Origin of the sequence: Bacillus sp. 205(2023) (assembly GCF_037027485.1) — a bacterium.
Taxonomy (GTDB): domain Bacteria; phylum Bacillota; class Bacilli; order Bacillales; family Bacillaceae; genus Bacillus; species Bacillus halotolerans.
Genome location: NZ_JAXCHF010000008.1, coordinates 126,428 through 141,931, shown reverse-complemented (window position 1 = coordinate 141,931; position 15,504 = coordinate 126,428). Strand labels below are relative to the sequence as shown.

Genomic DNA, 15,504 nt, shown 5'->3' with positions numbered 1-15,504 from the left:
TCTATTTCCAGTGTATTGGCAGAGACGAGTTTAGATCTATTATTTTGTGAACGGCAAAATGCCTGATTGTAAAAATAAAAGGCGGCCAAAGGAGAGTCATTGAAGAACCGATCACCGAGTCAGAAGGCTTTACAGAAAGCCTAACTAATGTGGTGATGCGATCTTGCTGCCTTTGTTCATCTAATTGATCATCAAGAGTAAGACGATGTTGGTTCCAATAACCCTAAGAGTTTTCAGCTTCGTTTGTCTGGTAAACAGCACTCTGTTTCGTTTTTCTTCTATCTTTCAGGTAATACTGTTCAGATGTGAAAAATTCGGTATACAGCGCTTTTACCTTCTTGCTCAATAATAACAGCGCAATCACATTCGGAACGAGAATGAAAACTAACGCTAAGTCCAGAAAACCCCAGATGGCTTTTGCTCCGCCGGCGGCACCTATGATAATAGCCGCTAAATAGACGAATTTAATGACATGTCCCGACAGCCGTCCGAATAGAAATTCAGCTTGTTTTACGCCGTAAAATATGACAACCATAATGGTCGAGACAACAAAAAAGACGAGAGAAATCGAAACGAAGTACCCTCCGCCAGATCCGAAATAATGCTGAAATGCAGCCGTAGTCAGTGCTGCTGGGTCACTTGAGGCGTTCTTCCCTGTCCAGACACCGGATGCAAGGACGACAAATGCCGTGGTGGTGCAGATGATCAAGGTGTCAATGACAATGCCGATCACAGACCAGAAGCCTTGTCTTACGGGGTGGTCAGTCATTGCCGCCGCATGTGCAATCGGCGCGGTTCCCATCCCGGCTTCATTAGAATACAAGCCGCGGGCAAACCCCCAGCGGATGGTTTCAGCCAAGGCAGCGCCTGCAAATCCTCCTGCTGCCGAAGAAGAAGTAAACGCATTCGAAAATATGAGAGAGAAAAACGCCGGAACAGATGAAAGATTCATAAGAACAATCAGGAGACCGGCTCCCGCGTATGCACCTGCCATGAGAGGCACGACAAACTCTGTTACTTTTCCGATCCGCTTTACCCCGCCAATTACAACTAAACCAATCAAAAACGCGATGCCGATTCCGGCGTATATTTTATTGAAAGAAAACGTTTCGGCAAGAGAGACTGAAACTGAATTCCCCTGAACCATTATGCTTGGAATCAGCTCTACGATCAGTGCAACAGAAAAAAACACGCCGAGCCATTTCATGCGCAGCCCTTTTGTTATGTAATACATCGGTCCCCCGACAAATTCACCCTGCTCATTTTTTTCTCTGTAATGAACCGCAAGCACACTTTCTGAAAACTTAATTGCCATAGCAAATAAGGCCACCAGCCACATCCAAAAAACAGCCCCGGGACCGCCAAACATGATAGCCGCAGGCACTCCGACAATGTTCGCCGCCCCAATCGTCGAACTGAGGGCTGATGTCAATGCTTGAAGCGGCGTAACTGTCCCCTCTCCCTTCGGCTTTTTTCCTACGCTGCCGATCGTCTGCTTCAAAATATATAAAGGATAGCGAAATTGAAAAAACTTCAGCAAAATGGTGAAGTACAATCCCGTCCCCGTCAGTAAGATAATTAGCGGCGGCCCCCACAGCCAATCAGATATACGCTCTACCCATTCTAATCGTTGTTCCATCCCATCACCCTTTCCCGTTTATGGGTCAATTCCCCACAGATGGAAAAACATAAACCTTTTAGGGCAGACATAACTAAGTCAAATTGAGGAAGAAAGGAAGCTGGACGGCTAAAAAACATCGCCTGACAAGGAAAACTAAGTAGAAGAAGGTCTGTTTCGCCCCAGCCGCTCATATACTTGATTCTTATAAAACGATGACGCTGGTTTGGAAAACATGCCTTTTTTGTCGGCAAGCTTATCGAGCATCAGCTGCTTTTCTGATTTTTTTCTTACTAATTGCTCACGTTCCTTTTCGTCATAGCACTTGGAGATTAAATGGTTGAGGGTCATAAGCTCTTTTTTCAGTGCACCCTCATCCTCAGCCATCCCTGCATTTTTTAACATTCGGTAGCCCATCCGCAGGGATTCCGGCAAGTGGGCCGCATCATCCTTTGGCAGCGGTTTTCCCATTCCCGGCAGGTTGTCAAATTCTCCGTCTTTGATGGCGCGTTTAATCTTATCTTCAGACACAATATGAGAAAAATCCATCGTCCCACCTCTTTTCATTAATGAACATATTTTATCATACAGCTGTCACAAACCATATTATTCCTTTATTTACAGTAATAAACCTGCTTTTACATCTGGCAAATTCCTAAGAAAACGTTGATTCGACGGCGTTTTTCGCCACTTTTTCCATCGGACGATTTTCACTTTTCTAATCCGCTGATTCGTGTTATATTGGATACGTTCGTTTTTTCTATCGTTTCGCTCGAACTGTGATCGGAAAAAGGAGTGTAACAATGAAAACATTTATAAAAGAAAGAGGACTGGCCTTCTTCTTAATTGCGGTCGTCCTGTTATGGGTAAAGACGTATGTCGGTTATGTCCTGAACTTCAATTTAGGAATAGACAACACGATCCAGAAAATATTGCTTTTTGTGAATCCGCTCAGCTCAAGCTTATTCTTTCTTGGATTTGGACTTTTGTTCAAGAAAAAATTACAGCAGACAGCCATCATAGTGATTCATTTTTTAATGTCTTTTTTACTGTACGCAAACATTGTGTATTACCGATTCTTCAATGATTTTATTACGATTCCGGTCATTATGCAGGCTAAAACAAACGGCGGCCAACTCGGTGACAGCGCATTTTCGCTGATGAGACCGACTGACGCCTTTTACTTTATCGATACGATCATTCTGATTATCTTAGCGATTAAAGTGAACAAGCCTGCCGATACGTCTAACAAAAAATCATTCCGAATCGTTCTTGCGTCTTCGATTCTCGTTTTCTTAATCAACCTGGCAGTTGCGGAGTCAGACCGTCCTGAATTGCTGACGAGATCATTTGACCGAAACTATCTTGTCAAATATTTAGGAACATACAATTTTACGATTTATGACGCTGTGCAGAATGTCAAATCCAACAGCCAGCGCGCACTTGCCGATTCAAGCGACGTAACGGAAGTTGAGAACTACATGAAAGCCAATTACGATGTGCCGAACAATGTGTATTTCGGCAAAGCGGAAGGAAAAAACGTCATTTACGTTTCACTTGAATCTTTGCAGTCCTTTATCATCGACTATAAAATTGATGGTAAAGAAGTGACACCGTTCTTAAATAAACTGGCGCACGATAACGAAACGTTCTACTTTGATAACTTTTTCCACCAAACAGGACAAGGTAAAACATCGGATGCAGAATTTATGATGGAAAACTCTCTGTACCCGCTGGCTCAGGGTTCCGTTTTCGTGAACAAAGCGCAAAACACGCTTCAATCCGTTCCGGCGATTTTGAAGTCTAAAGATTACACATCTGCTACGTTCCACGGGAATACGCAGACGTTCTGGAACCGAAACGAAATGTACAAAGCGGAAGGCATAGATAAGTTCTTCGACTCTGCTTACTATGACATGAACGAAGAAAACACGAAAAACTACGGCATGAAAGATAAACCGTTCTTTAAAGAATCAATGCCGCTGTTAGAAAGCTTGCCGCAGCCGTTCTATACGAAGTTCATTACCCTGTCTAACCACTTCCCATTCGGAATGGATGAGGGGGATACTGACTTCCCGGCTGGAGACTTTGGCGACTCTGTCGTCAACAACTACTTCCAGTCAGCCCATTACCTTGATCAGTCCATTGAACAATTTTTCAATGACCTGAAAAAAGACGGGTTATATGATAAATCGGTTATCGTGATGTACGGAGACCACTACGGCATCTCTGAAAACCACAATAACGCGATGGCCAAAGTGCTTGGCAAAGATGAAATTACCGATTATGACAACGCCCAGCTTCAGCGGGTGCCGCTCTTTATCCACGCTGCCGGCGTGAAGGGCGAAAAAGTTCATAAATATGCCGGAGACGTCGATGTGGCTCCAACCCTTCTGCATTTGCTCGGAGTGGATACGAAAGACTACTTGATGTCCGGTTCTGATATTTTATCTAAAGAACACCGTGAAGTAATTCCGTTCCGCAACGGAGACTTTATATCACCGAAGTACACGAAAATATCCGGCAAGTACTATGACACAAAAACCGGGAAACAGCTTGATGAATCTGAGATCGACAAGTCAGAAGACTCACTCGTCAAGAAGGAACTCGAAATGTCCGATAAAATCATAAACGGAGACCTGCTGCGTTTCTACAACCCGAAAGGTTTTACAAAGGTGAACCCTTCCGATTATGATTACACAAAACACGGCGAGGATTCAGAGACGTCAACAGAAGACGAAGATAAATAAGAAAAAAGCAGAGAGGCCAGCCTCTCTGCTTTTTTTATTTCACTGCAGCACGTAATTCCTCTGCCGCAAACTCTACATTCGGGCCAATAATGACTTGTACTGATTGCCCGCCTGATTTGACGACTCCTTTTGCGCCTGCTTTCTTTAATAACGCTTCATTTACTAAAGATGTATCTTTCACTGTCAGTCTCAGCCTTGTCGCACAGTGATCAATCGTCTGCAGGTTTTCTTTTCCGCCAAGCCCCTTCAGCATGATGTTTTCATTGACAGACTGTGCTGTGTTCTCGTCCAGCACTTCATCCAAGTCATCATCCTCACGTCCCGGCGTTTTCAAATTCAACGTCTTAATTAAGACGTAAAACACGACAAAGTATACAGCCGCATAGCATATACCTACCAGAAGCAGCAGCAGCGGCTTTTCTGCAATTCCGTAGCTCAAAAGATAATCGATCGCACCGGCTGAAAAAGAAAATCCAGAGCGTATGCCGAGCAAATTAACGATGAATAGCGAAAGTCCGGTTAAGACTGCATGCACAGCGTATAACAGCGGAGATAAGAACATAAATGCAAACTCAATTGGCTCGGTTATCCCTGTGATAAACGCAGTCAACGCAAACCCAATCATCATTCCGGCCGTTGCTTTTCGTTTTGACGGCTTGGCAGTCACAATCATTGCCAGACATGCCGCCGGAAGACCGAACATCATAATCGGGAAGAATCCCGTCATGTATGTGCCCGCTGTCGGGTCTTTAGCGAAAAAGCGCGCCAAATCACCTGTCACTCCGTTATATTCGCCGAATTGGAACCAGAAAATATTATTCAGCACGTGGTGAAGACCGAGCGGAATTAACAGCCTGTTGAATAAGCCGAATATGCCCGCGCCGATTCCGCCAAGCCCAAGCATCCACTCCCCAAACGCGTTAATTCCCGATTGAATCGGCGGCCATATCGAACCGAATATTCCTGCTAAAATGATTGTAAAAATAGCGGTGACAATCGGCACAAGCCGTCTGCCGCTGAAGAACCCGAGATATTCCGGCAGTTTTGTATCCTTGAAGCGGTTATAGGTGTAACCTGCAATTAAACCGGCAATAATTCCCCCAAATACCGCCATGTTGTTTGCTTCATTAATCGATTTTGTTGCCGCGTCGAGCATCAGATACGAAATCGCCCCTGATAAACCCGCGGCCCCATTGCTGTCCTTTGAAATGCCGATGGCAATCCCAATCGCAAATATAAGCGGCAGGTGATCAAAAACAGCAGTTCCCGCTTGATAAACAAACGGGATATCGAATAAATCCTCCCTGCCAAGTGCAAGGATAATCCCGACTGCAGGCAAAACCGCAATCGGGAGCATAAATGACTTTCCAAGCTTTTGTAAAAATGAAAGCATACCCATCCCCCTCTTACCCTTTTTTAAAAATATACCATACAAGATATCTAGTGATCTATACCAATTTTCCCGGCATATTTCTTTTTTCCCAGGTTCGCGTGTTTCCTATTCTAGAGCCAATTGTGGTAAGCTTAAACTAGATTATTTAAAAAGAAAGCGGGAATGACAGATGATTGTAACAAACGATCAAGAATTAGAAGGCCTGAAAAAAATCGGCAGAATTGTAGCGCTGGCGCGTGAAGAAATGAAACGGAAGGCAGAGCCCGGCATGAGTACAAAAGACCTTGACCTTATCGGAAAAGCGGTGCTTGACGAGCATGGCGCTGTTTCGGCTCCGCAAAAAGAATACGACTTTCCTGGTGTGACATGCATCAGCGTAAATGATGAAGTGGCGCATGGTATTCCAAGCACATCCACTATTTTAAAAGCCGGAGATCTTGTGAACATTGATATCTCTGCTGAATTCGGCGGTTTCTACTCCGATACAGGCATCTCGTTTGTGCTCGGTGAAGGAGAAGAACGCCTTCACAAGCTATGCCAATGCGCAGAAGATGCCTTCCAAAAAGGGCTGCAGCAGGCAAAAGCCGGCAAGCGCCAAAACCAAATCGGGAGAGCCGTTTATCATGAAGCACGTTCTAAAGGATTTACCGTCATTAAAACCCTGACCGGCCACGGAATCGGCAGAAGCCTTCACGAAGCGCCGAACCACATCATGAACTATTATGATCCATTTGATAACGCGCTTTTCAAAAACGGCACAGTGATCGCACTTGAACCATTCATTTCAACAAAAGCGGAAACCATCGTCGAAGCTGGAGACGGCTGGACCTTTAAGACGCCGGATAAAAGCATGGTCGCCCAAGTTGAGCACACCATCGTCATCACCAAAGACGAGCCGATTATCCTGACAAAGCTGTAAAAACACATTTCGTATGTTTAGCCTCCTCCTATTACAGGTAAAGCATCACTATTCTGCAGGAGGAGGCACTGTAATGAACAGAGATCAAGAAAAAATCCAAATTGAAAACGAAATGAATGCAATGCACGGAACAACAAAAGAAGAAATTTTAAAAGACTTTGAAGAATTTAAAGACTACCTGAAAAAACAAGTTGACCGGGGCAAAAAATTAGGATTAGATGACGGCAAGCTTGTCAAAAGCGCTGCGATCCTGGGAGACTACCTCGCAAAGCATGAAGAACCGCAAAACGGTGAAGAAATGCTGCTGCAGGAGCTTTGGCGCGTTGCGGATAATGATGAGAAAAAACATTTGGCACAGCTGTTGGTCAAATTGGTTGAGAAACAATAAATACCTAAGCCGGGCGTATGCCCGGCTTCTTTATATTGTCACAAGCCCGGCCCATCCAGATATGCTACACTAGGATTAATGTCTGTGAAAGGAGCCATTGTCCGCATGTGGTTTATTATTTTTGGAATCATCTTTTTCATTGAAGGCATCATCATGACCGTTTTCGGCGTGAAGAAAAAAAACGGGATGCTTACATATATCGGTATTGTGTTCAGCATCATGACACTTGGCATTGTCGTGCTGAAACTCACCGGGCATTAAAGCATATTCAGCGTTTGCTCCGCATATACATACAGGAAGAAAGTTCGCATCACTAGTGCGAAAGACTCAGTTTTTCCCGCATCTCTTTTCAGCATCTTTTGATAGATGTTACAATGCCAATCGTTTGGTCAATCAGATAGGGAAAGGAGTTTTCTGACATGCATTACGGCAGTAAAGGCTGGTATGTGGCAGAATTAAAAAAGCAGGGGATCACGCACCATGAAGGAAGAAAGCTTCAAAGCTATAAAACCTATTTTCTTGCCAACCTGCTTGAAACAAAGAAAAAACAATCCTGACATGGTAAAGCCGCGCACGTTTAGATGCGCGGCTTTTTTATTGAATCGGAAGCAGCCTGTCCCGTTTTTTGATAAAGGAAGATCTCCAGCTTTCCGACAATGCTTCTTCACTTAAAATCCGTTCAATGGCGGCGAGATTTTTTGTGTCATGGTATTTGATATGGTTTGCGAAATGGACGGATATGCCTTTTTCGCCTCTGGACAGCAGGTCGAGCTTGGCGCCTGGAGCAACCCTGCCCTCTTCCAGCACGCGAAAATAAAACCCCGTATATCCGGTTTGCTGAACTTTCAGCACCATATCCTTTGCACCGAACTTTTTGGCAAGCTTTATACACGGCTGACGCGGCTGGCTTACCTGAACAACAGCGTCATCGAGCTGAAAGACATCGCCTATGCAAACGTCCTCCTCTGTCAGGCCTTGCACCGTGAGATTTTCACCAAACGCGGCGCTCGGGAGCGGTCTTGAGAGAAACTCCTCCCAAAACGGATAGTGCTCCGCCGGATAGACACAGACAGCCTTATCAGGGCCGCCATGATTGACGAGATCCGCTTGTCCGTCTCCCTCAAAATTCTCCCGATACAGCATCACTGCGGAATCTGCCGGCCGCTTCATAATGCCGGTCTCTATTTTCTTTCCGTCATATTCAAGCGTCTGCGGCTTTCCCAGATTAAGAGAAAGAACTGAATAATGAGCTGATGTCATATGAACACATCTCCTTTACAGGATATAAAATAATTGATTATCATAAAAAGAAAAGGTGGTTTTTTACATGCTTCAATATCGAATCGTTGCAGACGGCCGGGTTCAAGGTGTCGGTTTCCGCTACTTTGTTCAAGCGGAAGCCGATAAGCATAAACTCACCGGCTGGGTCAAAAACCGTGCTGACGGGCGTGTCGAGATTTTGGCCGAAGGGCCGGAAAACGCCTTGCAATCATTTCTTGAGGCCGTGAAGAAAGGCAGCCCCTTTTCAAAGGTTACCGGCATCTCTGTCACTGAATCCAGCAGTCTTGAAGGCCATCACCGGTTTTCAATTGTCTATTCGTAAGGCTTATCCTGATAAAAGTAATTCGGCTTGACGATTGAATTGTCATAAGATCGGTGAAAAATATGTGTGGAGGCGGGTGAAATCGGCGGTATCAGCCACGTCCAGTCACCCGTCAGCTTTCTGCCCGCTTCTTCCTCCTGTTCTTCAAACCGTTTAAACTGGCTTGCAGCCGTGTGATGATCGACGATGCTGACGCCATGCTTTTTATACGAGTGCAAGACAGCTTTATTCAATTCAACAAGCGCCTGATCCTTCCATAAATCTGTATTGTAATCAGCAGCGATGCCGATCACGGACGCCACTTTTTTTAGCATGTCGTACCGCTTCACATCTGCCAGGTTTCTTGCTCCGATCTCCGTCCCCATATACCAGCCGTTAAACGGTGCGGCATTATAATGAACGCCCCCGATCTCAAGCCTCATATCCGCAATAATCGGCACGCCGTACCATTTCAGCTTCAAGTCAGAAAACGCTTCAAATTCCGGGTGGGTCAGCGGAACTTCTATCACCAGTGAGCGGGGCAGTTCATACCAGACCGGCTGCTTGTCACCCTTCATGCGGAAAATAAGGGGAAGAAGATCAAAATCGGTCCGCTCTCCGCGCCAGCCGAGCTGCTCACAGGCTGCGGTGAGAGAACGGGAAGCAGGATCGCCGATTCTTTCTCCGTCGGATTCATATCCCGCGTACCGGATCAGCTGATGATTCCAGATCTCGACTTGCTTTTCGCCCTTCTCTTCCGGAGGGAAAATCGTAATGGTCGGCCTGATTTTCCCGTTATTTGTGGCGGTTTCAATGTGTTGAAACAGAGCGTCCCGTACTTCTTCTTTTGTCCGGACGTCACGTCTGTCAATGACATTCAGCGAATTCCAGAACAGTCTGCCGATGCAGCGGTTGCTGTTTCTCCAAGCCATTTTCGCCCCGTGCGCCAGCTCTTCCTTTGTATGTACATAGCTTCCAGTCCGGTCAATCTCACTTTTAATGTCATCGAGACGGTCTTGCACTTCATCCTCCTTTCCGAGTTCCTGATAGCAATTGGCAATAAACGCTTTCGCTTCGTTCCAGAGTATTTCTTTATCTTCCAACAAACTCTCTCCTCCAAATCGCATTCATGCTTCTCATTGTATCGTTTTTGAGCGGGAAGACAAATGATTTTTCTGCATCTTCTTGGAAAAACAAATAAAAAAACACCCGCGTTTGCGAGTGTCAAAGGGATGATAAATGATGGGCCAATTCCATTAAATCACTGCGAAAGTTTCTGCCTGTCATTGGGATGCCGTGTCCGGTCAGCAGCGCTTCCGGTTCTCGTTCGGCAAGTCTTTGAATGGACTCGGCGGCCATCTCAGTGTCAGGTGTGAAATAAGCCGGCGGGCCGTGAAGCTCCTGTTTTTGAATGAAGACGTCAGCCATTTTTTCCTGTTCAACTGTAATCACCGCATCGCCGGCGACAAGCACACGGCCGTCCTCGCGGAATAATGAAATATGGCCCGGTGTGTGGCCTGGTGTTGCGATCCAGATCCACTCGTCCAAAAACGGAACAGTGCCGTCTTCAGGCAGCGCTTGAACATGAGAGGAAATATCGATCGAATGGCGCGGAAACAGAGGCGACAGCTTGGCAACCATCCCGCTTTTGCTGTCTGGACGCGCCGGCGGATAATCCTCTTTTCCAGTCACAAAAGGCATTTCCCGCGAATGAACATAAACAGGAACATCCCAATGCTCAAGAATCTCTTCAATGGCCCCGATATGATCAAAGTGCCCGTGTGTCAGAATAATGGCCTTCAAGTGATAGTCATCACCGAATCTTTGTTTTGCTTCGTTTAAAATCATGCCGGCTGATTGAGGCATGCCGGCATCTATTAAAATAAATGAATGAGGTTCAGAAGGATACTGAATAAAATAGACATTCGCAATTTGCACGGTCAGACCATGTACACCCTTTGCGGCCTCGAACCCAGTCCCGCTTCTGACTGAAGTCAGCGGCATATAAGGATCACTCATGAAGACACCTCCGGTACGTTGTATGCCGTTAGTGTATGTCATTCCGCCTGAATTATCATGCAGAAATCGAAATGGCACCGATCAATAAAGCGGTAACCGTCATGACAATCACGGCGAGAACCGCCCATTTCAAAGCGAATTTTTGATGATCGTCAATGGAGACCCCGACAAGCCCGACAAGCAAATGTGTAGATGGCACAAGCGGGCTCAGCATATGAATCGGCTGCCCGATAATTGAGGCTCTGGCAATTTCGACTTTATCAACACCGTATGCGACAGCCGTTTCTGATAAAATCGGCAGCACTCCGTAAAAATACGCGTCATTCGGCATGAGAAATGTGAAAATGCCGCTAGTTAAGGCTACAATCGCCGGGATCAAGCCGCCCATTTGTTCAGGAATCATCGACACAAGCGAAATCGCCATTTCGTCAACCATTTTGGTGCCTGTTAAAATTCCCGTAAAAACGCCTGCTGCAAAGATCATGGAGCCAATGGCCAGCACGTTGCTTGAATGTGCTGAAATACGCTGTCTCTGATGGTCGAGGTTCGGATAATTCACAATGAGTGCAATACAGAATGCGATGACAAACAGCACCGTTAAACTGACTTTGCCTGATACTAAAAAGCCTATTAATGAAAGCGTTAATAACAAGTTAAACCACCAAAGCTTCGGCCGCTTCCACTCATCTTCAACCGCAGCGGCTGGTTCGTTGACATCGGCCGGCTGTTTCAGCTCAATCACGCCAAGTCGTTTGCGCTCCGCTTTACCCAGCACATACGCAACTGCGACCATACAAAGCATTCCGCTCGCGATCACAGGGATCATCGGCCCGGTCAGCTCAGCCGGATCAACCCCAAGCGCGCTCGCCGCCCGCGGCGTCGCGCCTCCCCACGGAATCGTATTCATTATCCCCATGCCGACTCCAGCGATTCCCGCCAATATAATTGGCCGGATGCCGAGCAGCAAATAGAGCGGAAGCATCGCGCTTGTTGTAATCATATAGGTTGTGGAACCGTCTCCATCCAATGCAACAAGCATCGTAAGAACCGCTGTCCCGACAACAATTTTTAACGGATCGCCTTTGACCATATTTAATATTTTGGCAACCATCGGATCAAAAAGCCCAGTGTCAATCATGATTCCAAAATATAAAATCGCAAACATAATCATAACAGCCGTCGGCGCCACCTGCTGAATCCCCGAGATCATCATATCGCCAACTTCAGTGAACCCGAAACCGGCTATCAGCGCAAACACAACCGGCGTCAAAACCAATGCCGTCAGGACAGAAAGCCGTTTTGTCATGATCAGTACCATAAACACAAGCATCATAAGAAATCCTAAGATTGCTAACACATTCATTCCCCCTTTAAATGAATCCGCTTACATTTTATCCCCTATTCCCCTTTTGCCTTTTTGTCATCGTATGAGAAAAATGGTCTCAAGTAAATAATTTGGTTTTTTTGTATTTTTAATTTTTTAAAACCGTTTTGTTCTTTTTGGTCATTTCTAAACACAAAAAAAGCATTCCGCCTACGGCAGAATACTTTTTGCTTAATTGCCTGTCATGATGGTTTGATAAAACGCTGATTGTTCTTCAAGAAACCGTTTCGTTTCCTTGCTGTTCAAATAAAAGCTCTCCCAGTCCTGCTCGTTTATTTTCTGCTTCCATTCGGGCGAGGATGTAACCTTTTTTAATGCTTGGTCCCAGTAAGAAATCTCTTCCTCAGACATGTTTTTCGGTCCCAGCACCCCTCTCCAATGAGAGAAGACAAACGGAATGCCCTGCTCTTTCCACGTCGGCACTTTTGGAAAACCGGGCAGCCTTTTATCTGACGTGACGGCGGCTAATGTAATCTCGCCGTTTCGCTCGTACGGCTTGGCTTCTGAAATAGTCATGGAAGCTGCTTCTATCTCATGCCTGATAAGCGCCTGGATCAATTCTTCACTGCTGTCAAACTGTAAAAACTCAATGTCAAAAGGGTCAATCCCATACATATCAGCGGCTCTGACGAACGAGAGCTGATCGTCATTGCCAAGCCCCGGAGAAAAACCGATTTTGACTTTGCCAGGATGCTTCTTGATCTCTTTCAGCACATCCTTTCCGCTTTTCAGCTCCGACCCTTTCGGAATGGCAACAGTCTGCCATTCCTTAGCGAGAATCGCCAGCGGCGTAAAATCATCAGTTTTTAATTTACTTTGTCCGAGCAGGTAATTGCTCAGGATTAAACTGGACATCATACTGATAGTCTTCCTGCCGCTTTGGTTGACATATTTCCAGCCTTTATCGCCTCCGCTCCCAGGCTTATATACAATATGAATCCCGCCTTTCATCAGCTGTTTTTGCCTGAGCACGGATTGAATCGCCTGCGCCGTTACATCCCAGCCCCCGGAAGGCTCGGCAGGCACAACGATCTCAACCGGACCGTCCGGCAGACGTGGAGCGGCCGCCTTCCGGATGTCACCTTGCATGAAGACCAATAGACAAATAAATAGGATCACACATTTTTTCATCGCTATTCAGCCGCCAAATAATATTTTCTCTCCGGTCTGCCGATAATCCCGTACTCCAGCTCGGCTCGCGCTTCTTCCTTAGACACAAGATACTCGGCATAGCGGCGGGCTGTTGTTCGTGACGCACCCATTGCTTCTCCAAGTTCTTCCGCTGTCATTCCTCTCCCGGCAGTACACAGCGCCTCTTTAATTTTTTTCAGCGTGATCGGATTGATCCCTGTCGGCAAATCCTCCGCAGTGACAGCTCCCTTAGAGCTGCCCCCAAAAATATGGTCAATCATGGATTGGCTGACCTCCGGCTGAGATAGCAGCACCTGCCTTTTTTCTTTATACTGAAGCAGCACCTGTTTGAACTTGTCAGCCGATACAGGCTTTATCAAATAGTTTGCGATCCCCGCCCGCAGCGCTTCCTGTAAGTGGCGGGTTTCCGTTGCGGCTGTGATGATCATAATATCCACTTCCGGAAACCGTCTCCGTATCTCTGGAATCAATGCTGTTCCGAGCTCGTCCGGCATATAAATATCCAATAGCAGCAAATCAGTTTTGTGTGTCTCCAAAAGCAACATTGTCTCTTTGGCATTGCCCGCTTTGCCGATAATGCTGAATCCATCAAGCTGTTGAATCAATCTCTCATGAATTTGCGCAACCCGAAAATCATCCTCCGCAATCACGATGTGAATCAAATGGATTCCCCCTTTGTCTGTTTCTCCTTCGGTATAAAAACAGTAAATACCGCTCCCCCGCTTTTTTGATTTGCCAGCTCGATCCAGCCTCCCAGCTCACGCACTGACTCTTTTACGTTGGCGAGTCCGTAGCCTCTCTTCATCCCCTTTGAAGAGTAGCCCCTTTCAAACACCGCCTCCATTTTATCAGGCGGCACTCCCAGTCCCGTATCGGATACTTCGATAACAATATCCCGTCCGATATCTGTAATAAAACATGAAACCTCCTGTACGCTTTGATCCGCTACAGCTTCGAAAGCGTTATCAATTAAATTGCCGATAATCGTAATGAGATGGGACAAGCCGACATGAGGAGGAAGAGGCCCAAGTGTGCTGTTGTCATCGATCGACAGCTTCACCTTTTTTTCCGATGCTTTGCTCATCTTTCCTAACAAAATCGCCTGCACCTGCTGCGAATGAATATTTTGGAATAAAATATCATGCTGTTCATTTTGGATGGCGTATTCCTCTTTAATCAATTCAATCGCTTCCTCATATTCACCAAGCTCCAGCAGCCCTAAAATCGCGTATAGCTTATTAGAAAATTCATGAGTCTGGGCGCGCAGGTCCTCTGAGTATTTTCGCACCTCTGTCAGCGTGTCAATCAGCTTTTTCAGTTCTGTTTTTTCTCTGAAGCTGATAACAATTCCATACGCCTGTCCGCCTTGTGTCATGACTTTTGTATTGATAATAAAGACTTGATCGTTGACGCATACCTCCTGATTCGGCGGCATTTCTTCCTGCTCAAGCACAGACATCAGTTCTGCTCCCGGCATCACGTCATCAACAGGCACGTTCATTACAGGCTCGGGAAGCTTAAGCATCTCAGCCGCCGATACGTTCATCATCGTTACAATGCCATCACGATTGGTGGCGATAATCCCTTCCTTAATCGCCCGCAGCATCGCATTCCGCTCCCGATAGAGAGAGGCTATTTCGTGCGGTTCAAGGCCAAGCGTATCCTTTCTGATGCTTTTGGCAAGCGCGGCGGCACCGGCAAATCCAAGCAGCAGCACGAGTACAGCCATGAAGCTTAAGTCTCGCAGATGTTTCTTGATGCCTTGCTCTGTCTTGGTTTGCAGAAAATCAACGGACACGCTGCCGATCACTTGGCTGCGCCCCTTTTGTTCCTCGATAATCGGTGCGCTCCCACGGACCACCCTTTGTCCATCCGCTTTTGTCTCTGAGACGTGAGAGCCTCCAAACAGGATTTCTCTGCTTCTCGTCAGATGCTTGTTTCCGCTATTGTCCGCGGCGGTTCGGACCATTCCTTTTTCATCAAGCACATAAATCGCATAAGCGCCGGTCTGTTCTTTCATTTGTTCAATGACCTCCTGCGCCTCGGCAGCTTGCCCGCCTTTCGACACGATAAGCTCCTTTGCCGGCGGCATATAGGAAATCGTTCTCGCCGTTTGTACCGCCAGCTGCTCTGCCTGTTTTCGCCCTTCTTTTGTTTGCTGAACGGCAAACGTGACTGTCAGCACGCCAATCACAAAGATCAGCAGCGCCGCAATCAACCCCATTATTTTTGTTTGCAGAGAAAAATGGAATCGCTTTTTCACCACAGCACCAGCCGTCCTTTCTACCTAGATCATACC

General features: G+C 46.3%; 15 protein-coding genes and 1 pseudogene. 6 read left to right on the top strand and 10 right to left on the bottom strand.

Features of this window, described 5'->3' with window-relative positions; all coding sequences use genetic code 11:
* Positions 1–223: 223 nt before the first annotated feature.
* Complete coding sequence (locus WA325_RS17760) at positions 224–1,639, bottom strand: alanine/glycine:cation symporter family protein (protein WP_202853216.1); 1,416 nt, start codon at positions 1,637–1,639, stop codon at positions 224–226.
* Positions 1,640–1,774: 135 nt separating this feature from the next.
* Positions 1,775–2,167 (bottom strand): J-domain-containing protein, encoded by a 393-nt coding sequence (locus WA325_RS17755; RefSeq protein WP_044163616.1) that lies wholly within the window; start codon positions 2,165–2,167, stop codon positions 1,775–1,777.
* Positions 2,168–2,421: 254 nt separating this feature from the next.
* Between WA325_RS17755 and ltaS the strand changes: the two genes are divergently transcribed.
* A complete protein-coding gene (gene ltaS, locus WA325_RS17750; RefSeq protein WP_024120574.1) occupies positions 2,422–4,368 on the top strand; it encodes a lipoteichoic acid synthase in 1,947 nt (648 codons plus the stop codon).
* A gap of 34 nt (positions 4,369–4,402) precedes the next feature.
* On the opposite strand, the gene nagE is transcribed toward ltaS, so the two are convergent.
* Positions 4,403–5,761: an N-acetylglucosamine-specific PTS transporter subunit IIBC gene (gene nagE, locus WA325_RS17745; RefSeq protein WP_024120573.1), complete on the bottom strand. Its 1,359-nt coding sequence runs from the start codon at positions 5,759–5,761 to the stop codon at positions 4,403–4,405.
* Between the two features lie 169 nt (positions 5,762–5,930).
* Here nagE and map point away from each other — a divergent pair, with 169 nt between their 5' ends.
* The 4 genes from map to WA325_RS17725 all read left to right on the top strand — a co-directional run bounded on the left by map (position 5,931) and on the right by WA325_RS17725 (position 7,625).
* Complete coding sequence (gene map / locus WA325_RS17740; protein ID WP_024120572.1) at positions 5,931–6,680, top strand: type I methionyl aminopeptidase; 750 nt, start codon at positions 5,931–5,933, stop codon at positions 6,678–6,680.
* A 73-nt stretch (positions 6,681–6,753) separates the two neighbouring features.
* Positions 6,754–7,068 carry a DUF3243 domain-containing protein gene (locus WA325_RS17735; RefSeq protein WP_059293843.1) on the top strand — a complete coding sequence of 105 codons (315 nt, stop codon included), beginning with the start codon at positions 6,754–6,756 and terminating at the stop codon, positions 7,066–7,068.
* Positions 7,069–7,173: 105 nt separating this feature from the next.
* A complete protein-coding gene (locus tag WA325_RS17730; protein WP_069684687.1) occupies positions 7,174–7,329 on the top strand; it encodes a hypothetical protein in 156 nt (51 codons plus the stop codon).
* A 158-nt stretch (positions 7,330–7,487) separates the two neighbouring features.
* Complete coding sequence (locus tag WA325_RS17725) at positions 7,488–7,625, top strand: YflJ family protein (protein ID WP_003239885.1); 138 nt, start codon at positions 7,488–7,490, stop codon at positions 7,623–7,625.
* Between the two features lie 37 nt (positions 7,626–7,662).
* Here WA325_RS17725 and WA325_RS17720 read toward each other — a convergent pair whose 3' ends face one another.
* Positions 7,663–8,328 carry an MOSC domain-containing protein gene (locus WA325_RS17720; RefSeq protein ID WP_105991353.1) on the bottom strand — a complete coding sequence of 222 codons (666 nt, stop codon included), beginning with the start codon at positions 8,326–8,328 and terminating at the stop codon, positions 7,663–7,665.
* Between the two features lie 67 nt (positions 8,329–8,395).
* Here WA325_RS17720 and WA325_RS17715 point away from each other — a divergent pair, with 67 nt between their 5' ends.
* Positions 8,396–8,671 carry an acylphosphatase gene (locus tag WA325_RS17715; RefSeq protein ID WP_059293845.1) on the top strand — a complete coding sequence of 92 codons (276 nt, stop codon included), beginning with the start codon at positions 8,396–8,398 and terminating at the stop codon, positions 8,669–8,671.
* On the opposite strand, the gene nosA is transcribed toward WA325_RS17715, so the two are convergent.
* From nosA to WA325_RS17685, 6 genes and pseudogenes are all read right to left on the bottom strand, one after another.
* Positions 8,662–9,753, bottom strand: a complete 1,092-nt coding sequence (gene nosA / locus WA325_RS17710; RefSeq protein WP_336184026.1) for a nitric oxide synthase — start codon at positions 9,751–9,753, stop codon at positions 8,662–8,664. The two genes, WA325_RS17715 and nosA, sit on opposite strands and share 10 nt — an antisense overlap.
* Before the next feature lie 121 nt (positions 9,754–9,874).
* Positions 9,875–10,669, bottom strand: coding sequence for an MBL fold metallo-hydrolase (locus WA325_RS17705; RefSeq protein ID WP_105991352.1), 795 nt, complete (start codon positions 10,667–10,669; stop codon positions 9,875–9,877).
* Positions 10,670–10,724: 55 nt separating this feature from the next.
* Positions 10,725–12,026, bottom strand: a complete 1,302-nt coding sequence (gene citM / locus WA325_RS17700; RefSeq protein ID WP_336184025.1) for a citrate transporter CitM — start codon at positions 12,024–12,026, stop codon at positions 10,725–10,727.
* Between the two features lie 198 nt (positions 12,027–12,224).
* Positions 12,225–13,184 (bottom strand): tripartite tricarboxylate transporter substrate binding protein, encoded by a 960-nt coding sequence (locus WA325_RS17695; RefSeq protein WP_336184024.1) that lies wholly within the window; start codon positions 13,182–13,184, stop codon positions 12,225–12,227.
* Between the two features lie 2 nt (positions 13,185–13,186).
* Positions 13,187–13,867 (bottom strand): response regulator, encoded by a 681-nt coding sequence (locus WA325_RS17690; protein ID WP_106021448.1) that lies wholly within the window; start codon positions 13,865–13,867, stop codon positions 13,187–13,189.
* Positions 13,839–15,471: pseudogene (locus WA325_RS17685) on the bottom strand (ATP-binding protein). Before WA325_RS17685 ends, WA325_RS17690 begins: the two are co-directional and overlap by 29 nt.
* Positions 15,472–15,504 lie beyond the last annotated feature (33 nt).